The organism is Streptomyces sp. NPDC002788, from assembly GCF_053592115.1.
The window spans coordinates 278053-302062 of sequence record NZ_JBSFVB010000004.1 but is presented as its reverse complement, the minus strand read 5'-3'; the positions used below and the strand labels follow the sequence as shown (position 1 = coordinate 302062).

21 protein-coding genes and 2 pseudogenes are annotated in these 24010 nt (G+C 71.5%); 13 read left to right on the top strand and 10 right to left on the bottom strand.

The window, feature by feature from the left end; genetic code table 11:
- Positions 1-246 carry a WhiB family transcriptional regulator gene (locus tag ACWD1U_RS10420; RefSeq protein WP_451106218.1) on the top strand — a complete coding sequence of 82 codons (246 nt, stop codon included), beginning with the start codon at positions 1-3 and terminating at the stop codon, positions 244-246.
- 124 nt (positions 247-370) lie between these two features.
- On the opposite strand, the pseudogene ACWD1U_RS10415 reads toward ACWD1U_RS10420, so the two are convergent.
- The 5 genes and pseudogenes from ACWD1U_RS10415 to ACWD1U_RS10395 all read right to left on the bottom strand — a co-directional run.
- Positions 371-751: pseudogene (locus ACWD1U_RS10415) on the bottom strand (NPP1 family protein); the annotation flags it as partial.
- A gap of 122 nt (positions 752-873) precedes the next feature.
- Complete coding sequence (locus ACWD1U_RS10410) at positions 874-1851, bottom strand: acyl-ACP desaturase (protein ID WP_451106216.1); 978 nt, start codon at positions 1849-1851, stop codon at positions 874-876.
- Positions 1852-2033: 182 nt separating this feature from the next.
- Positions 2034-2810, bottom strand: a complete 777-nt coding sequence (gene ddaH, locus ACWD1U_RS10405; protein WP_451106215.1) for a dimethylargininase — start codon at positions 2808-2810, stop codon at positions 2034-2036.
- Between the two features lie 501 nt (positions 2811-3311).
- Positions 3312-5690 (bottom strand): Orn/Lys/Arg family decarboxylase, encoded by a 2379-nt coding sequence (locus tag ACWD1U_RS10400; RefSeq protein ID WP_451106213.1) that lies wholly within the window; start codon positions 5688-5690, stop codon positions 3312-3314.
- 165 nt (positions 5691-5855) lie between these two features.
- On the bottom strand, positions 5856-6029 hold the full coding sequence (locus tag ACWD1U_RS10395) for a hypothetical protein (RefSeq protein WP_451106211.1): 174 nt from the start codon (positions 6027-6029) through the stop codon (positions 5856-5858).
- Here ACWD1U_RS10395 and ACWD1U_RS10390 point away from each other — a divergent pair.
- The gene (locus ACWD1U_RS10390) at positions 6028-6354 is read left to right on the top strand and encodes a hypothetical protein (protein ID WP_451106209.1); all 327 of its coding nucleotides are present in this window, start codon (positions 6028-6030) and stop codon (positions 6352-6354) included. The genes ACWD1U_RS10395 and ACWD1U_RS10390 overlap by 2 nt on opposite strands.
- A 30-nt stretch (positions 6355-6384) precedes the next feature.
- Positions 6385-7581 carry an ABC transporter substrate-binding protein gene (locus tag ACWD1U_RS10385; protein WP_451106207.1) on the top strand — a complete coding sequence of 399 codons (1197 nt, stop codon included), beginning with the start codon at positions 6385-6387 and terminating at the stop codon, positions 7579-7581.
- Here ACWD1U_RS10385 and ACWD1U_RS10380 read toward each other — a convergent pair.
- Positions 7553-9871: an ATP-binding cassette domain-containing protein gene (locus tag ACWD1U_RS10380; protein WP_451106206.1), complete on the bottom strand. Its 2319-nt coding sequence runs from the start codon at positions 9869-9871 to the stop codon at positions 7553-7555. The two genes, ACWD1U_RS10385 and ACWD1U_RS10380, sit on opposite strands and share 29 nt — an antisense overlap.
- Positions 9852-11477, bottom strand: coding sequence for an ABC-F family ATP-binding cassette domain-containing protein (locus tag ACWD1U_RS10375; protein ID WP_451106204.1), 1626 nt, complete (start codon positions 11475-11477; stop codon positions 9852-9854). Before ACWD1U_RS10375 ends, ACWD1U_RS10380 begins: the two co-directional genes overlap by 20 nt.
- A gap of 287 nt (positions 11478-11764) precedes the next feature.
- Between ACWD1U_RS10375 and ACWD1U_RS10370 the strand changes: the two genes are divergently transcribed.
- Positions 11765-12415, top strand: a complete 651-nt coding sequence (locus ACWD1U_RS10370) for a GOLPH3/VPS74 family protein (RefSeq protein WP_451106202.1) — start codon at positions 11765-11767, stop codon at positions 12413-12415.
- 303 nt (positions 12416-12718) lie between these two features.
- On the opposite strand, the gene ACWD1U_RS10365 is transcribed toward ACWD1U_RS10370, so the two are convergent.
- Positions 12719-13135 (bottom strand): SsgA family sporulation/cell division regulator, encoded by a 417-nt coding sequence (locus ACWD1U_RS10365; protein ID WP_451106200.1) that lies wholly within the window; start codon positions 13133-13135, stop codon positions 12719-12721.
- A gap of 255 nt (positions 13136-13390) precedes the next feature.
- On the opposite strand from ACWD1U_RS10365, the pseudogene ACWD1U_RS10360 reads away from it, so the two are divergent.
- The 4 genes and pseudogenes from ACWD1U_RS10360 to mmpA all read left to right on the top strand — a co-directional run.
- Positions 13391-13685 (top strand): annotated as a pseudogene (locus ACWD1U_RS10360) (oxidoreductase); the annotation flags it as partial.
- Between the two features lie 70 nt (positions 13686-13755).
- Positions 13756-14079, top strand: a complete 324-nt coding sequence (locus ACWD1U_RS10355) for a plasmid stabilization protein (protein ID WP_451106198.1) — start codon at positions 13756-13758, stop codon at positions 14077-14079.
- A gap of 75 nt (positions 14080-14154) precedes the next feature.
- Entirely contained in the window at positions 14155-14847 is a 693-nt protein-coding gene (locus ACWD1U_RS10350) for an endonuclease V (protein WP_451106196.1), read from the top strand.
- Between the two features lie 216 nt (positions 14848-15063).
- Positions 15064-15210 carry a morphogenic membrane protein MmpA gene (gene mmpA, locus ACWD1U_RS10345; protein ID WP_451106195.1) on the top strand — a complete coding sequence of 49 codons (147 nt, stop codon included), beginning with the start codon at positions 15064-15066 and terminating at the stop codon, positions 15208-15210.
- Positions 15211-15215: 5 nt separating this feature from the next.
- On the opposite strand, the gene ACWD1U_RS10340 is transcribed toward mmpA, so the two are convergent.
- Positions 15216-16394, bottom strand: coding sequence for a saccharopine dehydrogenase family protein (locus ACWD1U_RS10340; protein WP_451106193.1), 1179 nt, complete (start codon positions 16392-16394; stop codon positions 15216-15218).
- Between the two features lie 91 nt (positions 16395-16485).
- Here ACWD1U_RS10340 and ACWD1U_RS10335 point away from each other — a divergent pair, with 91 nt between their 5' ends.
- From ACWD1U_RS10335 to ACWD1U_RS10320, 4 genes are all read left to right on the top strand, one after another.
- Complete coding sequence (locus ACWD1U_RS10335; protein ID WP_451106192.1) at positions 16486-16866, top strand: MmcQ/YjbR family DNA-binding protein; 381 nt, start codon at positions 16486-16488, stop codon at positions 16864-16866.
- Between the two features lie 110 nt (positions 16867-16976).
- Complete coding sequence (locus ACWD1U_RS10330) at positions 16977-18122, top strand: CaiB/BaiF CoA transferase family protein (RefSeq protein ID WP_451106190.1); 1146 nt, start codon at positions 16977-16979, stop codon at positions 18120-18122.
- Positions 18123-18133: 11 nt separating this feature from the next.
- Positions 18134-19348, top strand: a complete 1215-nt coding sequence (locus ACWD1U_RS10325; RefSeq protein ID WP_451106188.1) for an acetyl-CoA C-acetyltransferase — start codon at positions 18134-18136, stop codon at positions 19346-19348.
- A 34-nt stretch (positions 19349-19382) separates the two neighbouring features.
- A complete protein-coding gene (locus tag ACWD1U_RS10320; RefSeq protein ID WP_451106186.1) occupies positions 19383-21569 on the top strand; it encodes a 3-hydroxyacyl-CoA dehydrogenase NAD-binding domain-containing protein in 2187 nt (728 codons plus the stop codon).
- On the opposite strand, the gene ACWD1U_RS10315 is transcribed toward ACWD1U_RS10320, so the two are convergent.
- Entirely contained in the window at positions 21555-22271 is a 717-nt protein-coding gene (locus ACWD1U_RS10315; protein WP_451106426.1) for a MerR family transcriptional regulator, read from the bottom strand. The two genes, ACWD1U_RS10320 and ACWD1U_RS10315, sit on opposite strands and share 15 nt — an antisense overlap.
- 272 nt (positions 22272-22543) lie before the next feature.
- On the opposite strand from ACWD1U_RS10315, the gene ACWD1U_RS10310 reads away from it, so the two are divergent.
- Entirely contained in the window at positions 22544-24010 is a 1467-nt protein-coding gene (locus tag ACWD1U_RS10310; protein ID WP_451106185.1) for an amino acid permease, read from the top strand.

The window sequence follows — 24010 nt, the reverse complement described above, 5'->3', positions numbered from 1 at the left end:
ATGCACATCGACACGATGCTCTCGCCCGAACTCGCCTGGCAGCAGGAGGCGCTGTGCGCCCAGACCGGGTCGGACTTCTTCTTTCCCGAGCCGGGCAGCTCGGTGCGGGAGGCGAAGCGGATCTGCGGTATGTGCCCGATCCGCGCGGATTGCCTCGAGTACGCGATCGGCAACGATGAGCGCTTCGGCGTCTGGGGCGGCCTGTCGGAGAAGGAGCGGCTGGCGCTGCGGCGTGTGTCGCGGTAGGCGTCGCGGTAGCCGCACGCCGCGCGCCTCCCGGGGGGAGCGGGGGCGGCCTCCCGGGCGGTGCGCCTCCCGGCAGGAACGGGGAGGGTCTCCCGCCGGGAGGCGTCTGCGTGGGCTGCGGGCGTCAGCTCCAGGCGTTGAAGCTGGCGCCGGCCGGCTTGGCCTCGTTCAGCGTGCCGCGGAAATGGTCGTTCCTGTCCTGGAGCGGGAAGTTGGCCCTACCCCAACTGGAGTCCTCCAGCGCGCTCCAGGCCGTGCGGTTCCGGCTCCACAGGGTGTCGTAGGGAACCAGGGCCGGGCGGTCCCAGCCGCCGTCGCTCCAGGCTTCGGCCTGCTCGCCCACCTTCGCGAAGCGGAACGAGTGCGTGCCGAACGCGCCGGCCGGGGGTGTCCCGTCCTTGTGGTAGACGACCTTGAAGTGCTTGCCCACCCGCTCCACGTCGTTGAACTTCTTGGTGGTGTGGTCGCCGTGGGCCGAGACGGACACGTAGCTGGGCCATTCGTCGTCTCGGGCGTCATGATCCGCATCTTCGGCGCTGCCGGTCGCTCGGTTGCCGGTCGTTCATGCGGGCGGCCCCGGTCGCTCGTGGCGATCGGGGCCGCAGGGGTGTAATGCCGGGTCAGCCGTCAGGCGCCGGCCCGGGCCGCCATGCGTGCCTTGCGGGCGGCCAGCTTCTCGTCGAACTTCGTGGCCTCGGAGTCGAGGCCGCCCATGTACAGGCCCAGCTCCTCCTGTGCCTTGCGGCCTTCGGGGCCCAGACCGTCGATCTCCATGATCCTCAGGAAACGCAGCACCGGCTGGAGCACGTCGTCGTGGTGGATGCGCAGGTTGTAGACCTCGCCGATCGCCATCTGCGCGGCGGCCCGCTCGAAGCCGGGGATGCCGTGGCCGGGCATCCGGAAGTTGACGACCACGTCCCGCACGGCCTGCATGGTCAGGTCGGGGGCGAGCTCGAAGGCCGCCTTGAGCAGGTTCCGGTAGAAGACCATGTGCAGGTTCTCGTCGGTCGCGATGCGGGACAGCATGCGGTCGCAGACCGGATCGCCGGACTGGTGGCCGGTGTTGCGGTGCGAGATGCGGGTGGCGAGCTCCTGGAAGGCGACATAGGCGACCGAGTGCAGCATCGAGTGGCGGTTGTCCGACTCGAAGCCCTCGCTCATGTGGGACATGCGGAACTGCTCCAGCTTGTCCGGGTCCACGGCACGCGAGGTGAGCAGGTAGTCCCGCATCACGATGCCGTGCCGGCCCTCCTCGGCCGTCCAGCGGTGCACCCAGGTGCCCCAGGCGCCGTCACGGCCGAAGAGCGAGGCGATCTCGTGGTGGTAGCTGGGCAGGTTGTCCTCGGTCAGGAGGTTGACCACGAGCGCGATGCGGCCGATCTCGGTGACCTTGGACTGCTCCTTCTCCCAGGCTTCGCCGTCCTCGAAGAGGCCGGGGAAGTTGCGCCCGTCGCTCCACGGGACGTACTCGTGCGGCATCCAGTCCTTGGCGACCTGCAGATGCCGGTTGAGTTCCTTCTCGACCACTTCCTCCAGTGCGTACAGCAGCTGAGCGTCGGTCCAGGCGCCGGCGGGGCTGCCGAGGTGGGGAGTGGTGATCGTCATGGACTCTCCAGGGGGACATACGTACGAGCAGTGAGCGGTAACCTACGGCATCGTAGGCTACGTATCCGTAGGTTACGATGCCGTAGGTTAAGGGTGCTGTAAAGGACCCTGATCAGCGGGGTCGTTCACCCGCACGCCAGGCACTCCCGACCCGCAGGTGGGCGGGCCGCCCGCTCAGACGGTCAGACGTACAGCTCCCGCAGCCGCACCGAGAGGCATGTCACACATCCCTCGAGCTTCTCGAACTCGCTGATGTCCACGACGACCGGTTCGTACCCGAGGTCCGCGAACAGCTCCGCGGTCTTCGGCGCGCTCGCCGCCATCAGCAGTTTGGCGCCGCCGAGCAGGACGACGTGGGCGCCGGCTTCCTCCGGCACCGGCAGGAAGCGCGCGAACAGGGACGGGGCGTCCATCTGCGGGATGTGCCCGATGACCGTGCCGTCGGGCAGCGCCGTGACCGCGGACTTCAGGTGCAGCACCTTGCTCACCGGGACGGAGACGACCCGCGCGCCCAGCGGTGCGAACGCGGCGCGCAGCTGCTGGACGCCGGCGGCGTTGGTGCGCCCGCCCCGGCCCACGTAGACGGTGTCCCCGATCTTCAGTACGTCACCGCCCTCCAGGGTGCCAGGGTCCCATATCCAGTTCACCGAGCAGCCCAGACCGGCCACGGCCTCCTCGACCCCGGCGGTCTCCGCACGCCGGGACGCGGCGCCCGGCCGGGTGATCAGCGCCACGTTCCGGTACATCACGACCGTGTCCTCGACGAACACCGAGTCCGGGCAGTCGTCGGCCGGCTCCACCTCGATGGTCTCCCAGCCGTGCGTGCGCAGGGCGTCCACGTACGCCTCCCACTGCTCGACCGCGAGATCGGCGTCGACCCGCTCCCGTTCGATGTGCGTCACCAGCCCTTCGGCAAGACGCGGGCTGGGGCGGCGGACGAGGGCCTTCTTGCTGGGCACGAGCATGACTCCGTATCGGATGGGACGTGTCTGGACCGCACCGACCAAGTTCCCGGGATCGACCGGAACTCAGCGGGCGCCAGCCGACCATCATGCAGGGCGAAGAAGGGAGAGGACAGCACTGGGGGAGGGGACGGGCCGGGGGAGCGGGGTTGCGGACTCGGTCCGCCCCCCCGGTGGGTTACGGCCCGGGAGCCACGCCCAGGCCGATCACCCCGCACGCGCCGCTCACCGCGCACCCCCGGCCGTTCTCCGGGACCCGGCCCATCGTTCACCCCTCGGCCCGGTCCCGGCGGCCTGCTACGCGGCGGCTCCCCGACCTCCGCCACGCTCGCGGCGGGCATTCCGCTCGGCGGCGCGGTGCCCGGCGGACGCACCGCCGACAGCCCAACTCACCGGCCGCCCCCACCCCGGGGCCCGGCGGACGCACCGCCCACGGCCGGACCCGACCGGCCGCCCGTCCCGGGCGGCCAGTCGCCTCGGGCCCGGCGGACCCGGGGCTCAGCCCACCGGTTCGTTCTTCTCCGAGTCGCGTCGTTGGGTCGGGGTCGCCGCGCCGCTGGTCTGTGCCGGTGCGTCCGGGCGCAGGCACTCGATGAGGTAGTCCCCGCTGTCGGCGTCACGCGTCACACCGTGGGTCTCGCTGCCGAACCCCGGGAAACGGCGGTCGAAGGACTCCAGGGCGCTCAGGTACCGCAGGAGCGGGCCGTCCGCCTCTCCGATGCTCTCGCCCGGCATGAGGACCGGGATGCCGGGCGGGGTGACGGTCACCATCGCCGCGGCGACCCGGCCCGGCGCGTCCGTCAGGCGGAGCCGTTCCGTGCCGCCGCGGATCAGGCGCTGGTAGCACTGCTGGGGTGGGGACACCGGCTCCGGGAGTTGATGGAAGGCCGTGTCGAGCAGCTCGACCAGGCGAGCCTCGCGCAGATGGTCGTGCATCTCCTGGCACAGGTCCCGCAGGGTCCGCCCGGCGTAGCGCCGCGGGTGCTCGGCGACCAGCGCGGGCAGCACACGGTCGAGCGGGGCGTCACCGTCGTAGAGGTCCTTGAAGTCCATCAGGGCGTCCAGCAGCGTGCCCCACTTGCCCTTGGTGATGCCCATGGAGAACAGCACCAGCGTGGTGTAGCTGTCGGTCTTCTCCACGACGATGCCGCGCGTGGTCAGGTACGCGGTGAGCACCCGGGCCGGGATGCCCTGGTCGGACAGGTCGCCGGTCGCGCTGATCCCCGGGCAGGTCAGGGTGACCTTGATCGGGTCGAGCATGCAGTAGCCGTCGGTCAGCCCCGGGAAGCCGTGCCAGTCCGCTCCGGGTGCGAGGTGCCAGCAGGACGGTTCGGTCCGCAATAGGTCCGCCGGGGCCTCGTCGAAGGGCAGCCGCGCCCCGGTCGCCGGGTCGGTCACCTCGTCCGGCTGCCACACCCCGAAGAACCACGGCGGCCGGTCGCCCGCCGCCTCGATCCGCCGCCCGATCCGCACCATCTCCTGGCGGAACCGGACCGCCTCCGTCACCGCCTCGTCGACCAGCCACTGCCCCTGCGGCCCGTCCATCATCGCCGTGGCGACGTCCAGCGAGGCGATCATCGGATACAGCGGCGACGTCGTGCCGTGCATCATCAGCGCCTCGTTGAACCGGTCGTGCTCCACCGGTGCCCGCGGCCCCGGCCTGACATGCACCATCGCGCCCTGCGACAACGCCGCCAGCAGCTTGTGCGTGGACTGCGTCGCGAAGACCGTCGGGCGGTCGGGGCCGGGGAAGGTCTGTGCGTCGACCGACATGCCGTAGCGCCCCGCGTAGAGCGGGTGGAACCGGGCGTACGCGAACCACGCCTCGTCGAAGTGCAGCCGCGGCGTGCCGGCCGAGAAGGCCCGGGCCGCTGCCACCGCGTCATAACACAGGCCGTCGTACGTGGAGTTGGTGAACACCGCGTACTGGGCGCGCGAGGACACCGCGTCCGTCGTCAACGGGCTCGCGGCGATTCGCGCCGCCACCGACTCCGCGGCGATCTCGGCCGGCGGCAGCGGCCCCGCGAGGCCGTAGCCGTTGCGGGTGGGGACGAGGTACACCGGCCGGGCACCGGAGACGACCAGGCCGTGCAGGACCGACTTGTGGCAGTTGCGGTCCACCAGGGCGATCTCGTCCCGGGTGACGCTGAAGTGCCCGACCAGCCGGTTGCAGGTGGAGTCGCCGTGCAGCACGAAGTACGTGTGCTCGGAGCCGAAGACCCGGGCGGCGTTGCGCTCCGCCTCGCCGATCGGCCCGGTGTGCTCGAAGAGCGAGCCGAGTTCCTCCACGGAGATGGACAGGTCGCTGCGCAGCAGCCGTTCTCCGAAGTAGTCGTGGAACGCCCGGCCCACGGGCGACTTGAGGAAGGCGACACCGCCGGAGTGCGCGGGGGTGTGCCAGGAGTACTCGTGCGCGTCGTCGAACCGGCGCAGCGCCTTGAAGAACGGCGGGAGCAGGGCGTCCTGGTAGGCGCGCCCGGCGGTGGTGATCCGGCCCGCGATGAACGCCGGTGTGTCCTCCAACGGCCACACATAGCCCACGACCGACTGCGACACCCACAGCGGCAGTTCACGCAGTCCCTCGTCCGCCATGACCAGGAACACCGGCAGGTTCTGGAAGCGGCGCCCGATCCGGCGCAGCACCGTCGCACCGCCCGGTTCGCCCTCGGCTCCGGGCGGGAGATCCCAGGCGACCACGGCGGCGGCCAGTCCGGCCTCCGTCCTGAGTACCGCCTCGGCGTCGGCGACGCTCACCACCCACCGCACCTGTAAGCCGCGCCCCCGGATCGCCTCGGCGAGGCGCGCCAGTTGCCCGGCGGCGGCGCCGCCGCCCTCCGGATGCTCCGCCACCGCGACCAGAACCGTGCCCTCGGTCATGCCGTTCCCCTCCCCGATGGCCCGCGCCACCCCCGTCCAGTGTTCGCGTACCCCCGCACGCATGATCGGCCGGCAGGAGCTCAAACCACCCCATCGGGTGGACAGTGCGGCCCGTACCTTGACGTGTCAACGGCCGGGCGCCCGGCATCCCATCGGAGTAGCTGATCAACCGTCTTGCGGATCATTCACCTTGCCGAGGCCGTGTCGATCTTCCAGGGCGTCGTTAGACGCGGTGAACCCGGCCGCGACGGGCGGCAACCGATCCAGCGGAAGGAAACCGACACAGATGTACTGCACGCGGCGCATGGCGGTAGTGGCCTCGATCGTGGGGATGCTCATGGCTGTTCCCGTCGGCATGGCCACGGCCCATGCCGGTGACGGCGACGCGGGGGCGGGCGGTGTGCTGTCCAACCTCTCCGGCAGGAACTCCTCCGGCCATGCCAACCTCTGCGGCGCGGGCAAGGTGGCGCTGTTCAAGGAGCGCACCTGTGTGACCGAGGACGACGGCACGGGCGGCGGGGACCAGGCGGGCCCGAGCGGCGGTGTCCTGTCCAACGTGCTCTTCTCCCGCAACGCCTCGGGCCACAGCAACAACTGCGGAAACGAGACGGTAGCGGTGTTCAGCAAGACGACCTGCGTCACCGTGGACCGTTCCGGCCGCTGAGCGGACAAGAGACCGCAGAGAGGGGCCACGATGTCGTCGACTTCCTTGTGCGTGGGCGTGGTAGCGCCTCTCACCGGCCGACTGGCCCCTCTCGGGTCACCGCTGTCCTACGTCCTGCGTCGGCTCGCACCCAGGCTCGTGCAAATCCGCAACGGCGGCCGCCGCTACGACGTGAGGGTCGCGGTGCGCGACAGCCGCTCGGATCCGGACGCGGCCCGGCAGGCCGTGCGGGACCTGGCCGATGCCGACGGAGCGCAGCTGGTGCTCACGATGGCCGGGACCCGGGTCCTGCCCGCCGTGACCGATGCCTGCGAAGAGGCCCGGGTGCCGTGTGTGTCGACCACGTTCCCCTGGCAGGCGTACGTCCACGCGCGCGGTGCCGGGCCAGGGCACGGCTTCCGGTGGACGTACCACTTCGCCTGGGGGCTGGACGACATCGCCGCCGTCTTCGCCGATCTGTGGGAGCGCGTCGAGGGCCGGGGCGCCGTCGGATGCCTGTGGAACGACGACCTGCAGGGCGGACTGCTGCGGCACGAGCGGTACGGCTTCGTCCCGGTGACGGCCCCGCGCGGGTACACACTGGTCGACCTCGGCGCCTACCGCGAGCCGGCCGACGGCTTCCGGGCGCAGGTCGGCCGGATGCGGGAGCACGGCGTGGACGTGGTCACCAGTGCGGCCACGGCCACCGACCTCGCCCTCTTCCACCGCCTGGTCCGGGAGGCCGGGCCGCTTCCGCGGCTGATCACCTGCTCGCGCTGGCTGACCTACCCGCACAGCCACACCACGCCGGCCCCCGACGTGCTCGGCGAACTCGCCCACGCACGCGTGGCCACCCTGGTCTACTGGAGCCCCGGCCACCCCTACCGCTCCAGCCTCGACGGCACCACGTGCGCCGAGCTCGCCGACGCCTACGAGCAGGACACCGGCGCCCCCTGGCTCCAGCCCCTCGGCCTGGCCCACGCCCTCCTCGAGACCGCCCACCACGTCCTCGGCGTCGCGGACGACCCCACCGACCGGGCGTCCGTCGCGACGGCCCTCGCCGGCACCGGCCTCGACACCATCGCCGGCCGCCTCGACTGGAGCCGGGGGCCGACACCCAACATCGCTCTCCTGCCCCTGGTGGGCGGGCAGTGGCACCCCGGCCCGCGGGGCCCCCGCCTCGCCGTCGTCAGCAACAGCGCTCACCCGGGCGTACGGCTCACCGGGGAACTCGTGCCGGCACGGTGACGTCCGCCCGAACGGCCCGCCGCAGATGCTCGCCGGTGAACGACCCCTCCGCCTCGAGGAGCTGTTGCGGCGTCCCCTCGAAGACGACTTCGCCGCCGTCCCGACCGCCGTCCGGGCCGAGGTCGATCACCCAGTCGGCCCGGGCGATCACGTCCAGGTTGTGTTCGACGACGATCACCGTGTTGCCGGCGTCGACGAGCCGCTCCAGCAGGGCGACCAGGCCCTCCACGTCCGCCATGTGCAGGCCGGTCGTCGGCTCGTCCAGGACGTAGACCGCGCCCGTCCGGTGCAGCCGCGTGGCCAGTTTGATGCGCTGCCGCTCGCCGCCGGAGAGTGTGGACAGGGGCTGGCCGAGCGTCAGATACGTCAGCCCGACGTCCTGCAGGGCGCGCAGGCGGCGCCGTACGCCCGTGTCGTCGAAGAAGTCGAGGGCCTGCTCGGCGGTCATCTCCAGGACGTCGGCGACGGACCTGCCCCGCACGGTCAGCCGCAGCACCTCCTCCTTGAAGCGCCGCCCCTCGCAGTCCTGGCAGGTCGTGGTCACCGGGTCCATGAAGGCGAGGTCGGTGTAGATGATGCCCCGGCCCTCGCAGGTGCCGCAGGCACCGTTCGAGTTGAAGCTGAACAGGCCCGCCTCGGCTCCCGTCTCGCGGGCGAAGAGCTTCCGGACCGTGTCCATGATCCCCAGGTAGGTCGCCGGCGTGGACCGGCCCGAGATCCCGATGGAGGACTGGTCGACGACCACGGCCTCGTCGTGCACGGCGGTGAACTCCCCGGCCAGGGTGCTCTTTCCGGAACCTGCGACTCCGGTCACGGCGGTGAGCACACCGGTCGGGAACCGCACGGTCACGTCCCGCAGGTTGTACCGGCCGGCGCCCTTCACCCACAGCTCGCCTTCGGGCCGCCGTACCTCGTCCTTGACCGCCGGACGGGCGCGCAGGCAGCGTCCGGTGAGCGTGCCGGACGCGGCCAGCTCGACCGGCGTTCCCTCGAACACGACCGTGCCGCCTCCCGCGCCGGCCCCGGGGCCCATGTCGACGACGTGGTCGGCGAGCGCGATGACGTCCGGGTCGTGCTCGACGACCAGCACGGTGTTGCCCTTGTCGCGCAGCCGCAGCAGCAGACCGCCGAGGCGGCCCACGTCGCGCGGGTGCAGACCGACGCTGGGCTCGTCGAAGATGTACGTCATCCCCGTCAGGCTGGAGCCGAGGTGGCGCACCGTCTTCAGCCGCTGCCCCTCCCCGCCGCTGAGCGTGGCCGTCTCCCGGTCGAGGCTGAGGTAGCCGAGCCCGATCGCCTCGATCCGCTCCAGCGCGGCCACGGCGGCCGAGGCGATCGGACTCGCCACCGGGTCGTCGATCTCCTTCAGTACCGTGATCAGATCCGTGACCTGCATACGGGTGCAGTCGGCGATAGACCGGCCGTCGATCCGGGTCGCGAGCGCCGCCGCGTTGAGCCGTGCGCCCCGGCAGAGCGGGCAGGTGCCCTCCAGCAGGAACTCCCGGACCAGATCGCGGGTCTTCTGGCTCATCGCCGACAGGTCCCGCTTCAGGTACAGCCGTTCGAAACGGTCGGCGAGACCCTCGTACTCGGTGGTCCAGGTGCCGCCGCTGCCGTTGACGGTGACCTTGCTGCCGGGCCGTCCGCGCATCAGGAACTCCCGTTCGGCGGCCGTGAACCGCCCCACCGGCTTGTCCGGGGCGAGGTCGGCGCTGTTGGTGTACGCCTGGCCCTGCCAGGTCCCCGCCGCGAACGGCGGGAAGCGGACGGCCCCTTCGGCGAGGGAGCGGTCGGGGTCCAGGATGCGGTCCCAGTCGGGCCGTACCGTACGGCCGAGGCCGTCGCACTCGGGGCACATGCCCGACGGGTCGTTGAACGAGTACGCCGTCGCCGGTCCGGCGCTCGGGGCGCCGTGCCGGGAGAACAGGACGCGGATCACCGAGTAGACGTCCGTCATGGTGCCGACGGTCGACCGGGAGTGGCCGCCGACCGGCCGCTGGTCGACCACGATTACGGGGGTGAGATCCTCCAGGCCGTCCGCGTGCGGCCGCTCGAACTTGGGCAGACGGTTGCGGACGAACCACGGATACGTCTCGTTCAGCTGGCGCTGCGACTCCACCGCGATCGTGTCGAAGACGACCGACGACTTCCCCGACCCCGAAACGCCGGTGAACACGGTCAGCCGGCCCTTCGGGATGCGGAGGGTGACGTCCTTGAGGTTGTTCTCACGAGCTCCGGTCAGGGTGATGAATTCGGGCACGCACCCGACGCTAGGCGGGAAACCCGACATCCTCTGGCGTGATTTCCTTAAGTTCTCCCTCCTCCAGCAGCAGCCAGCGCGTGATGCCGATCGACTCCAGGAACGGCAGGTCGTGGCTGGCCACGATCAGCGCCCCCTCGTACGACTCCAGGGCCGTGGTCAGCTGGCGCACGCTCGCCATGTCGAGGTTGTTGGTCGGTTCGTCCAGCATGAGCAGCTGCGGTGCCGGTTCCGCCAGCATCAGCGCGGCCAGCGCGGCCCGGAAGCGTTCGCCGCCGGACAGCGTCGCCGCCTTCTGGTCGGCCCGGGCGCCCCGGAACAGGAAGCGGGCCAGCCGCGCCCGGACGCGGTTGTTGGTGGCGCCCGGCGCGAACCGGGCCACGTTCTCGGCGACCGACAGCTCCCCGTCGAGGACGTCGAGCCGCTGCGGCAGGAACCGCAGCGGGACGTGCGCCCGCACCTCGCCCGACTCCGGGGCGAGCTCCCCGGTGATCGTGCGCAGCAGCGTCGTCTTGCCCGCGCCGTTGCGTCCGATCAGCGCCACGCGCTCGGGACCGCGCAGGTCCAGGCCGCCCGCCACCCGGCCGCCGTACCGGAGACCGAGATCCTGCAGGGTCAGGACCGTACGTCCCGGCGGTACGGCCGTGTAATGCAGGTCGACGCGGATCTCGTCGTCGTCCCGCACGGCCTCCGCCGCCTCGTCCAGCCGCTCCCTGGCCTCGGCGAGCTTCTCCTCGTGCATGATCCGGTGCTTGCCCGCGGACTCCTGCGCCGCGCGCTTGCGGGCCCCCATGACGATCTTCGGCTCGCGCTTCTGGTCCCACATCTTCTGCCCGTACCGCTTGCGGCGGGCCAGCTTGACCTGGGCATCGGCCAGCTCGCGCTTCTGCTTGCGGAAGTCGGCCTCGGCGACGCGCATCATGCGCTCGGCCGCCTCCTGCTCGATCTCCAGGGCCTCCTCGTAATCGGAGTGGTTGCCGCCGTACCAGGTGATCTCGCCGGAGCGCAGATCTGCGATCTGGTCGACGAGGTCCAGCAGTTCCCGGTCGTGACTGACGACGACCATGACGCCCGGCCAGGACTGGACGGCGGCGTACAGCCGCCTGCGGGCGTACAGGTCGAGGTTGTTGGTCGGCTCGTCCAGCAGCAGCACGTCGGGGCGGCGCAGCAGCAGCGCGGCCAGGCGCAGCATGACGGACTCGCCGCCCGACACCTCGCCGATGGTGCGGTCCAGCTCGACGTGGCCGAGGCCGAGTTCGCCGAGCGTGGCGAGGGCGCGCTCCTCGACGTCCCAGTCGTCGCCGACGGTCTCGAAGTGCGCCTCGGTCACGTCGCCCGCCTCGATGGCGTGCAGCGCGGCACGCCGCGCGGCGATGCCGAGCGCCTCGTCGACACGCAGGGTGGTGTCGAGCGTGACGTTCTGCGGGAGGTAGCCGACCTCGCCGGTGACACGGACGGTGCCGTCGGCCGGTGCGAGCTCACCGGCGATCAGCTTCAACAGGGTCGATTTCCCAGACCCGTTGACGCCGACCAAGCCGGTCCGGCCGGGGCCGAACGCGACGTCCAGGCTCTCGAAGACGGGGCTGCCGTCGGGCCAGGTGAATGAGAGGGACGTGACGGTGACGGAAGCAGACATGGGGCCTCGCGGTTGCTTGAAGCGGTCAGGGGCAAACGCGTGTCGAGACACCTGCGACCAGGGAGGAGGCTCCAACGGGCATGGGAAAGGCCCTGTACCGGAGGACGGCTCGGACGCCGAGGTCGCACGCAGCGCACACACCTGACGGGTGTGACGCGGTGTCTCAGGACCTCAGACGAGCAACGTCCTTCTCCAATCGACGGCAACAGGACCGCTGTGCACCGTACGAGAGGGTGCGGAGCCTGTCAACGAATTATCCCCCGACCTTCCCTCCCTGAGGAGGCCCTGTGCCCAACGGCCCGCTCTCGCTGCCGGCCCGGCTCTGCCTGCTGGCCTGGGACGCGGCGCGGCCGCCCGTCGGCGGCACCGCCCGCCTGCCCGACCTGGTGCGGGCCGGTGCCCTGGTCGAGCTGGCCCAGCGCGGCCTGCTCACCGACGAGGACGGCATCGTCACACCGGCCGGCCTCGACGCGAGCGCGGGTGACGCGGTCCTCGACGGGCTGCTGGAACTCGTCCACGAGTCGTGCCCGCACTCCTGGCGGACGTGGGTGAGGCTGCGGTCGCGGGTGACTCTCGACGCCGTGCGGGAACAACTGGTGGCCGAGGGGCACCTGCGGGCGGAGCAGAAACGGGTCCTCGGCGTGTTCCCGTCCGTGGAGTACGCACTGGAGCGCGCCGCCGCCGTGGAGGCGCTGCGGGAGGAGGCAGGGCAGGTCCTGCGGGGGCCGCTGCCGGTCGCCGAGATCTCCGAGCGGGACGCCGCGGTCACCGCCCTCGCCGCCGCGGCGGGCTTCTTCGGCGAGGACGGTGCCGCCGCTGAGCAGCGCGTCGAGGAGCTGACCGAGCGGGCCGGTGCGGCGGCTTTCGAACTGAGAAGGGTCGTGCGCGAGGTGCGCACGGCGGTGTCCGAGGCCGTGAGGGCACCTGCGTCGCTCTGACCCAGGGCGGGCTCGGATTCCTCTCCGGTGCCGTCGTGCGGCGCCTGCCGCGCTCTCACCCACGCTGATCTCGGATTCCTGTCCGAGGCAGTGCGTGCACCCGCCTCGCTCCGACCACGGCCATGTCGGATTCCTGCCGGACACCGCCCTTCCGCGGCTGGTTGAGTGGCCCGCATGACGAACCGGAGCGACCGAGCCTCGGCCTTCCGCGCCCTGCACATCCCCGGCACCCCGCTGGTCCTGGCCGACGCCTGGGAGGCCGTGAGTCAGGTCAACGCCCTGTTGGAGCGGGCGGAGCAGCCCTCAGCAGGCGTCCCGCATCAGCTCCGCCAGGTCGTGGTCCAGGTCCAGCTGGAGGTGCTCCAGACCGACGGGCACCAACTCGCTCGTGGCCTCGAGGAACCGGCGGATCTCGCTCGAGCGGACATGCACCACGGCGGTGCCCTCGGGGGCGTGGAACTCCAGCACGGTGCGGTCGTACCCGTACGGCCGCACCCGCACGTCGCCGTGACCCTCGGAACCGTGCAGGCCGGCGGAGAGCAGCTCGCGGGAGAAGGCCCAGCAGACCTCGACGCCCTCCAGCGTGGCCGGGGCGGGGAAGGTCATGCGGACGGCGAACGGGTCACGCCGGTCGTAGTGCAGCGTCGCGGGAATGCTCGGCATACGCGGCGCGGCGGCGACGAGGCGGGCCTCCACGGGCTGCTCGATGACGATGGACAACGCCTTGCTCCCTTGCGACGGCTGGACGGACTTCCGGGCGTATGAGGCCGGGCACTGGAAGAGACGACGGAATGAGCCAATCCGTGCACACGCGATGCGAGTGACCTCTGTCACCGCGTTCATGCACTGGAGTGACGTGGCTCTCCCGTGTGCCCCGCAGGGCACTCGGGGCGTCCGCAGGACACCCGGGTCGGGCGCGAGGCCGTCCGGACGGCGCCCGGGCCGTGGGCCGGCTTCGCCCGCCATGAGGCGCGCGGCGACTTCCACGCCGACCAGCCCTCGCCGCGGGCCGCCGCACGCACCGCCGACGGCGGCCGCACCTGGCGGGGGCCGCCGCACCCCCGCCCGCCTACCGCCGGCGTCGCCTGGCTCCCGCACAGCCGCATCGCCGCCCTCGCCGTCGGCCCCGCCGGCACCGACCTCACCACGGACGCCGGCCGAACCTGGCGGACGGTCGGCACCGGCTCCTACGACACCGTCGACTGCACCCGGGACCACGGGTGCTGGGCGGCGGGCGAGAAAGGGGCGGGTTGCCCGCCTGGAGCACTGAGGGAGCGGTCTGCGCTGATCGTTGGCAGTGTGGGTACTCGTTCACGGATCGTGAAAGGAAGTGAGCGGTGATGCCACGCGGTTCGAGCTCCAAGCGGGAGCGCCAGTACGAGCACATCAAGGAAAGCGCGCAGGACCGGGGCGAAAGCACCGGCCGCGCCAAGGAGATCGCCGCGCGGACGGTGAACAAGGAACGCGCCCGCTCCGGCGAGTCGAAGACGGCCAGCCGCACGTCCACCAAGGACATGTCGTCCGGCAGGCGCGGCGGTCAGCGGTCGGGGCAGGGCTCCCAGGGGCCCACGTACGACCAGCTGTACCAGGAGGCCAAGCGCCGCGGTGTCGAGGGCCGTTCCAGCATGAACAAGAGCCAGTTGCAGCGCGCCCTGGGCAAGTGAGGCCCATGCCTCTCGAGGCCGGCAGGACGCCCCGGTCCTGCCGGCCTTCGCGCGGCCCGTAGGCTCGAGCGCACCATGACGACCGTACCCATCCCCGAGGACTGGCCCGCCACCGAGGAAGAGGCCCGCGCCGTCCAGGACGAACTTCGCGCACGCGTCATCCTGGACGAAGCCGGACCGCCGCCCGCAACGGGCCGGGTGACCGGGGTCGACGTCGCCTACGACGACGGGCGGGATGTCGTCGTGGCGGCCGCGGTCGTCCTGGACGCCGGGAGTCTCGACGTCGTCGCCGAGGCCACGGCGGTGGGGCGCGTCTCCTTCCCGTACGTGCCGGGACTGCTCGCCTTCCGCGAGATCCCCACGGTGCTCGCCGCGCTCGACGCCCTGCCGTGCCCGCCCGGCCTGGTCGTCTGCGACGGCTACGGCCTCGCCCATCCCCGCCGCTTCGGCCTCGCCAGCCACCTCGGTGTCCTGACCGGCCTGCCCACGATCGGCGTGGCCAAGAACCCCTTCGTCTTCACCTACGACGACCCCGGCGCCCCCCGCGGCAGCACCTCCGCGCTGCTCGCCGGCACCGAGGAGGTCGGCCGCGCCCTTCGCACCCGCGACGGGGTCAAGCCGGTCTTCGTCTCCGCGGGCCACCGCGTGACCCTGGCGAACGCCTGCGCCCACACCCTCGCCCTGACGCCCGAGTACCGCCTCCCGCAGACCACGCGCAGGGCGGACGCGCTGTGCCGGAAGACGCTGCGGGAGACCTGCTCCGCCTGACCGTGCCGGCGCCGGCTCGCCTCGCGGTACTCCGAGCCGTGGATGACCGACCCGTTGCCGGGCCTCCGTGCGTAGTGCGCAGATCGCCGCCGACGCCGCGTCGTCAGAAAGTCTCGAACCGGGGGGCCCGCACAGGGCGGGCTGACGGGATCTGAGTACCGGCTCTGAGTACCTGTACGGATGCCCGCCCGCGCCCCCGTCGGCAGGCTGGGGCACATGACGACGCACCGCGCCCCCAAGCCAGTCGCCGGCCCGACCCAGACCGTCGAGCGGGCCGTCACCACAGGGCTGATCCTCGCCGTGCCGGCGGGGCTCGCCTGGATCGGCGGGATGATCTACACCCTCGCCGAGTGGCCGCTGTAGGACCTTCAGCGGGCCGAAGCGACGCGGAAGCGGATGCCCGCCGCGCGCAGCCGGGCGACCAGCGCGTCGCCCATCGCCACCGCCGTGGTGACCTGGCCCGCCGTCTTCGGCAGGTCGTCGAGGGCGAGGCACAGCGCCGACTCGGCGAGCATCTTCGCCGTCTCGCCATAGCCGGGATCCCCGCCCGAGACCTCCGTGTACACCCGCCGGCCGCCACCCTCGCCCACGAAGCGCACGGAGAACCAGCTCTGCGCCCGCTTCTCGGGGCTCGGCCCGTCCCCCGGCTTCAGCCGGTCCGACAACCAGCGCCGCGCGGGCGGCACCTGAGCCGCCGCGACCAGCGCGCCGACGGCCGCGACCCCGCCCACGGCGACCGGCAGATGCCGCACGGCCGCGTACTGCCGGTAGCGGAAGTCCGGCCCGTACCGGTCGAGCGCCGACGCCGAGCGCCGCACGATCTGCGGGTCGATGGTCGGCATCGGCAGCGCCCACGCACCGACCTCCTTGGCGAACCGCGGCGCTCCGACCGGCGCGGACGCCCGTCGGCCCACCAGCCGCGGCTCGTGCCGCCGCCGGTCCCGCGCGGCCGTCGCCATCTCCCGCTGCCGCGCGAACTGGTTGAGGGCGGAGGCGAACGTCCCGCCCGAGAACGCCGCGTCGGCGGTCACGAAGCCCTCCACGGTCAGCGGCACGTCCTCGGGCAGCTGCTGCACCGTGAAGTACACGCCCAGGTCGTGCGGGATCGAGTCGAACCCGGCGGCGTGCACCAGCCGTGCCCCCGTCTCCCGCGCGCGTGCGTCGTGCCGGACGTACATCAGGTCCACGAACTCGGGCTCGCCGCAGAGGTCCAGGTAGTCGGTCCCGGTGTCCGCGCAAGCGGCGACGAGTTCCTCGCCGTAGGTGATGTACGGGCCGACCGTCGTGGCCATGACGCGCGCGTGCCCGGCGAGCTCACGCAGCGAGGCCGGGTCGGAGACGTCCGCCCGCAGCACGCCGACCTCCGCGTCAGCGGGCAGCTTCTCGCGCAGCCGCTCCAGCTTCCGCGCGCTGCGGCCCGCGATCGCCCAGCGCAGTCCCTCGGGTGCGTGGGCGGCCAGGTACTCCGCGGTGAGTGCCCCGGCGAAACCGGTGGCTCCGAAGAGCACGATGTCGTACGGACGGTCCGTCCTGTTTTGCCTGTTCATGACACCCCTCGGTCGTGCAGCCCGTGCCGCTGTCGGTGGCCGAGGCTAGCGTGAGGGGTGCGGAGCCCGACGACGAGCCCGGAGGAACGCGATGGCCGTGCCCAGGAATGCCCTGAAGAAGCGGGAGGAAGTGCGCGCGTTCGCGCTGGGGCTGCCGGACGCCGTCGAGGAGTTTCCCTGGGGCGAGTCCGTCGCGAAGGTCAACAAGAAGGTGTTCGTCTTCCTCGGTGTCGGGGACGGCGGTTACCCCTTGGGGGTGACGGTGAAGCTCATGGACGAGACGGCCCACGCCCACGCGCTGGCCTGCCCCGGCGCCGAGCCCGCCGGGTACGGCCTGGGCAAGGCCGGCTGGGTGAGCATCCCCCTGGAGCAGCGGGACGCACCGGCGGCGGAGCTGCTCTGCGACTGGGTGGAGGAGAGCTACCGGGTGATCGCGCCGAAGCGGCTGATAGCGGAGCTGGACGGGAGCTGACCTCGTCCGGCAGATTGCTGAGCGCTTGCTCGTTCGGGTCTTGTGCCGGGTGGAACGCGTTCTTAGCATCACTGGTGTTACATCACTTGTGTCACAGCACTGGGGGCTGGATGACCACGGCAAGGACGGCAGGACACGGCCCGCTCGCCGGCGTGCGCGTCGTCGAGCTGGCCGGCATCGGGCCCGGCCCGTTCGCCGCCATGCTCCTGGCCGACCTCGGCGCCGACGTCGTGCGCGTGGAGCGCCCCGGCGGCCCCGGCCTCGCGATCGACGCGGCGTACGACGTCACCAACCGCAACAAGCGCTCCGTGGTCGTCGACCTGAAGTCCCCGGCCGGCCCGGGCCAGGTGCTCGACCTCGCGGCCCGCGCCGACATCCTGGTCGAGGGCTACCGGCCCGGCGTCGCCGAACGCCTCGGCGTCGGTCCCGCGTCATGCCACGCCCGCAACCCGCGCCTGGTCTACGGCCGGATGACCGGTTGGGGCCAGGACGGCCCGCTCGCGCAGCGCGCCGGGCACGACATCGCCTACATCGCCCCCACCGGCACGCTCGGCATGATCGGCCGCCCGGAGGAGCCGCCGGCCGTCCCGGCCAACCTGCTCGGCGACTACGCGGGCGGCTCCCTCTACCTCGTCGTGGGCGTCCTCGCCGCCCTCCACCACGCGCGTGCGACCGGCGACGGGCAGGTCGTCGACGCCGCCATCGTCGACGGCACCGCCCACCTCGCCACGATGATCCACGGCATGCTCGCCGCCGGCGGCTGGCAGGACCGCCGCGGCGCCAACCTCCTGGACGGCGGATGCCCGTACTACGGCACGTACGAGACGGCCGACGGCCGGTACATGGCCGTCGGGGCCCTTGAGCCGCAGTTCTACGAGGAGTTCCTCGCCCTTCTCGGCATCGAGGACCAGGTCGCGGCCCGCAAGGACGTCACCCGGTGGGGCGCACTGCGCGAACAGGTCGCCGCCCGCTTCAGGACCCGCACACGGCAGGAGTGGACGACCGTCTTCCACGGCACCGACGCGTGCGTGGCGCCCGTGCTGTCGCTGCGCGAGGCTCCGCACCACCCGCACCTGGCCGCCCGCGGCACCTTCACCGACCACGGCGGCATCACCCAGCCCGCCCCGGCCCCCCGCTTCTCCGCGACCCCGACCTCCGTCCGCACCGGCCCGGCCCGGCCTGGCGCCGACACGGCGGACGTCGCCCGGGAGTGGGACGTCCCCGGGCTGCTTCCAGCGTCCCGAAACCCTCAGTGAAAGGCCTCCTCGTGAGCACCGAAGCGTACGTGTACGACGCGATCCGCACCCCGCGGGGACGCGGCAAGGCCAGTGGCGCCCTGCACGGCACCAAGCCCATCGACCTGGTCGTCGGACTCATCCACGAGATCCGCGCCCGCTTCCCGGGCCTCGACCCGGCCGCCGTCGACGACATCGTGCTGGGCGTGGTCGGCCCGGTCGGCGACCAGGGCTCCGACATCGCGCGGATCGCGGCGATCGCGGCCGGCCTGCCCGACACGGTGGCCGGTGTGCAGGAGAACCGCTTCTGTGCCTCGGGCCTGGAGGCCGTCAACCTGGCCGCCGCCAAGGTCCGTTCGGGCTGGGAGGACCTCGTCCTAGCCGGCGGTGTCGAGTCGATGTCCCGGGTGCCGATGGCCTCCGACGGCGGCGCCTGGTTCAACGACCCGATGACCAACCTCCAGGTCAACTTCGTGCCGCAGGGAATCGGCGCCGACCTCATCGCCACCATCGAGGGCTTCTCCCGGCGGGACGTCGACGAGTACGCGGCGCTCTCCCAGGAGCGGGCGGCCACCGCCTGGAAGGAAGGCCGCTTCGACAGGTCCGTGGTGCCGGTCAAGGACCGCGGCGGCCTCGTCGTCCTCGACCACGACGAGCACATGCGCCCGGGCACCACCGCCGACTCCCTGGCCAAGCTGAAGCCGTCCTTCGCGGACATCGGCGAACTCGGCGGCTTCGACGCGGTCGCGCTCCAGCAGTACCACTGGGTGGAGAAGATCGACCACGTCCACCACGCGGGCAACTCCTCCGGCATCGTCGACGGCGCCTCGCTCGTCGCGATCGGCTCGAAGGAGGTCGGCGAGCGTTACGGCCTCACGCCCCGCGCGCGGATCGTCTCCGCCGCCGTGTCCGGCTCCGAACCCACCATCATGCTCACCGGCCCCGCCCCCGCCACCCGCAAGGCCCTCGCCAAGGCCGGACTGACCATCGACGACATCGACCTCGTCGAGATCAACGAGGCATTCGCGGCGGTCGTGCTGCGCTTCGCACGGGACATGGGCCTGTCCCTGGACAAGGTCAACGTCAACGGCGGCGCGATCGCGCTCGGCCATCCCCTCGGCGCCACCGGCGCCATGATCCTCGGCACCCTCGTCGACGAACTCGAGCGCCAGGACAAGCGCTACGGCCTCGCCACGCTGTGCGTCGGCGGCGGCATGGGCGTCGCCACGATCGTCGAGCGCATCTGACCACCTCCCGACGGATCACACGGAGCACCTCCACATGAGCACTGAATCCACCACCATCCGCTGGGAACAGGACCGCACCGGCCTCGTCACCCTCGTCCTCGACGACCCGAACCAGTCCGCGAACACCATGAACCAGGCGTTCCGCGACTCCCTCGCCGCCGTCACCGACCGCCTGGAAGCCAAGAAGGACACCGTCCGGGGCGTCATCATCACCTCCGCCAAGAAGACCTTCTTCGCCGGCGGCGACCTGCGCGACCTCATCCGTGTCACGCCCGAGACGGCCCAGGAGCTGTTCGACGGCGGCATGGCCATCAAGCGGAACCTGCGCCGCATCGAGACCCTCGGCAAGCCCGTCGTCGCCGCCCTCAACGGCGCGGCCCTCGGCGGCGGTTACGAGATCGCCCTGGCCTGCCACCACCGCGTCGCCCTCGACGCGCCCGGCTCCAAGATCGGCTGCCCCGAGGTCACCCTCGGTCTGCTGCCCGGAGGAGGCGGCGTCGTCCGTACGGTCCGCCTGCTGGGCATCGCCGACGCGCTGCTGAAGGTCCTGCTGCAGGGCACCCAGTACAGCCCGCGCCGCGCCCTGGAGAACGGCCTCGTCGACGACGTGGCCACCACCCAGGAGGAACTCCTCGAAAAAGCCCGCGCCTTCATCGACGCCCACCCCGAATCCCAGCAGCCCTGGGACAAGCCGGGCTACCGCATCCCCGGCGGCACCCCCGCGCACCCCAAGTTCGCCGCCAACCTGCCCGCCTTCCCCGCCACCCTGCGCAAGCAGACGAACGGCGCCCCCTACCCGGCCCCGCGCAACATCCTCGCCGCCGCCGTCGAGGGCGCCCAGGTCGACTTCGAGACCGCGCAGATCATCGAGGCCCGCTACTTCGTGGAACTGGCCGCGGGCCAGACCTCGAAGAACATGATCCAGGCGTTCTTCTTCGACCTCCAGGCCGTCAACTCCGGCGCCAACCGCCCCCAGGGCATCGAGCCCCGCCAGGTCCGCAAGGTCGCCGTCCTCGGCGCCGGGATGATGGGCGCGGGTATCGCCTACTCCTGTGCGCGCGCCGGCATCGACGTCGTTCTGAAGGACGTCTCCCTGGAGGCGGCCGTCAAGGGCAAGGGCTACTCCGAGAAGCTGTGCGCCAAGGCCGTCGCCAAGGGCCGTACGACCCGGGAGAAGGCCGACGCGCTGCTCGCCCTCATCACGCCCACGGCCGAGGTTCAGGACCTGGCCGGCTGTGACGCGGTCATCGAGGCCGTCTTCGAGGACACGTCCCTCAAGCACAAGGTCTTCCAGGAGATCCAGCACGTCGTCGCCCCCGACGCGCTGCTGTGCTCCAACACCTCCACCCTCCCCATCACAGCCCTCGCCGAGGGCGTCGAGCGCCAAGCCGACTTCATCGGCCTGCATTTCTTCTCGCCCGTCGACAAGATGCCGCTGGTCGAGATCATCAAGGGCGAGCGCACGGGCGAGGAGGCCCTGGCCCGCGCCTTCGACCTGGTCCGGCAGATCAACAAGACGCCGATCGTCGTCAACGACTCGCGCGGCTTCTTCACCTCCCGCGTCATCGGGCACTTCATCAACGAGGGCGTCGCCATGGTCGGCGAGGGCATCGAGCCCGCCTCGGTCGAACAGGCCGCCGCCCAGGCCGGCTACCCCGCCAAGGTGCTGTCCCTGATGGACGAGCTGACGCTGACCCTCCCCCGAAAGATCCGGGCCGAGACGAAGCGGGCGGTCGAGGAGGCGGGCGGCACCTGGACAACCCACCCCGCCGAAGCCGTCATCGACCGCATGGTCGACGAGTTCGGCCGCACGGGCCGCAGCGCCGGCGCCGGCTTCTACGACTACGGCGAGGACGGCAAGCGCGCCGGCCTGTGGCCGGGACTGCGCGAGCACTTCACGCAGCCCGGCCATCAGATCCCGTTCAGGGACATGCAGGAACGCATGCTCTTCTCCGAGGCGCTCGACACCGTCCGGCTGCTGGAGGAGGGCGTGCTGACCTCCGTCGCCGACGCCAACATCGGCTCCATCTTCGGCATCGGCTTCCCGGGCTGGACCGGCGGCGTGCTCCAGTACATCAACGGCTACGCGGGAGGCCCGGCCGGATTCGTGGCACGCGCGCGTGAACTCGCCGAGCGCTACGGCGACCGGTTCACGCCGCCCGCGCTGCTGGTGGAGAAGGCGGAGAACGGGGAGCGGTTCAGCGACTCAGCCCGGGACTGACCCGCCCGAAGACTCCGTCAGCCACTCGCCCAGTTCTTCCTTCAACGACCGCTGAAAGGCGGTCAGGAGCGCCTGCACCACCAAGGGGTGCATGTGCGCGGACAGGGAGCGCACGTCCCGTGCGTCACGCTCCGCCACCTCACCGCGGAAGAGCTGGGAGAGGTCCCGGGCCGCGGCGCGCGCGTGTTCGATGAGAACCTTGCGCGCCGCGAAGATCGACTCCTGGGAGAGCGGCACCTCCAGCAGCCCGGCGCCCAGCCGCAGCAGACCGAGGTCGGCATCGTAGCCGCCGTCCGCGGGCCGGACCACGCCCATCGCGACGAGCCGCTCGACGTCCTCTTCGCCGAGCCGCCGCCCGGCCCGCCGCTCCAACTCCGACCGCGTGACCGTCTCGACGGAGTCCGGCGCCCAGGAGGCCACCACGGCCCGGTGGATGGCGAGGTCGTGCGGGCTGAGATCCGGAGGCAGTCGCCGCAGATAGCGCTCGATGCCCGACAGCGTCATGCCCTGGTGCTGCAACTCCTCGATCAGGGCCAGCCGGGCCAGGTGCTCCCGCCCGTAGTGCCCCACACGCCGGGGACCGAGCACCGGCGGGGGCAGCAGCCCCTTCGTGCCGTAGAAGCGCACCGTGCGCACCGTGACACCGGCCCGGGCGGCCAGCTCGTCGATGGTGAGGGTCGGCTCCTCGGTGTCGGTCGTCATGTGCAGCAGTATCGCTGTCTCACCCATGCTGTGAAACCTCATCCGCACCCTGTTCATGACCATGGAGTGAACGGGCGGCGGCTTCTGTGTCCGCCTCAAGTGGACCTTGTGAGAAGTCACGCTCTGTGACGCCGGTCACCGTGTGCGAGCTGACGCGTATGGGAAGGTGCTGGCTTGGTCTGTGCCGCGTCACAAGGGTGGTGCGGGCCATTGCACTGTACGGACCCCCGGGCCCACGACGTTCGGGGGCGATCCAGAGAGTGGAACCACCCGTGAGCAAGGACGCCGTGAACACGGCTGCGGCCGCGCCGCGTACCGATGCGGCCCAGGTGCCCGCGGACGCGGGCGACGCCGGCTACAGCAAGGACCTCAAGGCCCGCCACGTCAACATGATCGCCATCGGCGGCGCGATCGGCACCGGACTCTTCCTCGGCGCCGGCGGGCGGCTGCACAACGCGGGACCGGCCCTCGCGATCGCCTACCTGGTCTGCGGCATCTTCGCCTTCTTCGTGGTCAGGGCCCTCGGCGAACTCGTGCTCTACCGCCCCTCCTCGGGTTCCTTCGTGTCGTACGCGCGCGAGTTCCTCGGCGAGAAGGGCGCCTACGTGGCCGGCTGGATGTACTTCCTGAACTGGTCGACCACCGGCATCGCCGACATCACCGCCATCGCGCTCTACACGCACTACTGGAGCATGTTCACCGACATCCCGCAGTGGGTGCTCGCCCTGGTCGCCCTCGCGGTGGTGCTGGCCGTGAACCTGATCTCGGTGAAGATCTTCGGCGAGATGGAGTTCTGGTTCGCGATCATCAAGGTCGCGACGCTGGTCGGCTTCATGCTCATCGGCGTCTTCCTGCTCGCCACGCGGCACGAGGTGGGCGGCCAGACCCCGGGCCTGAGCGTCATCACGGACAACGGCGGCGTCTTCCCGCACGGCGTGATGCCGGTCGTCCTCGTGATGCAGGGCGTGATCTTCGCGTACGCCGCGCTCGAGCTGGTCGGTGTCGCCGCGGGCGAGACCGCCGAGCCGGAGAAGGTCGTCCCGCGCGCGGTGAACTCGATCATGTGGCGCGTGGGCCTGTTCTACGTCGGCTCGGTCGTCCTGCTCGCCCTGCTGCTGCCCGGCTCGGTCTACTCGGCCGACCAGAGCCCCTTCGTCACGGTGCTGTCGAAGATCGGCGTCCCCGCGGCGGGCGACGTGATGAATTTGGTGGTCCTCACGGCCGCGATGTCCTCGCTGAACTCGGGCCTGTACTCCACGGGCCGCATCCTGCGCTCCATGGCGATGGCCGGCTCCGCGCCGAAGTTCACCGCCCGCATGAACCGCAGCCAGGTCCCCTACGGCGGCATCCTGCTGACCTGCGCGGTGTGCGTACTGGGCGTCGGCCTGAACTTCCTCGTGCCGGCCCAGGCCTTCGAGATCGTGCTGAACGTCGCCTCCCTGGGCATCATCAGCACCTGGGTGATCATCATGATCTGCCACCTGGTGTTCGTGCGCCGCGCCAAGTCGGGCCTCGTCAGCCGCCCCTCCTTCCGCCTCTTCGGCAGCCCGGTCACGGAGATCACCACGATCGCCTTCCTGCTGGCCTGCCTCGCCATGATGTGGAACGACCCCGAGGTCGGCCGCAAGACGCTGCTCCTCGTCCCGGTCATCGCGGTCATGCTGGTCGCGGGCTGGTTCGGCATCCGCCGCCGGGTGTCCCAGACGGCCGACCAGGAGCTGTCGAACCTGACGAAGTAG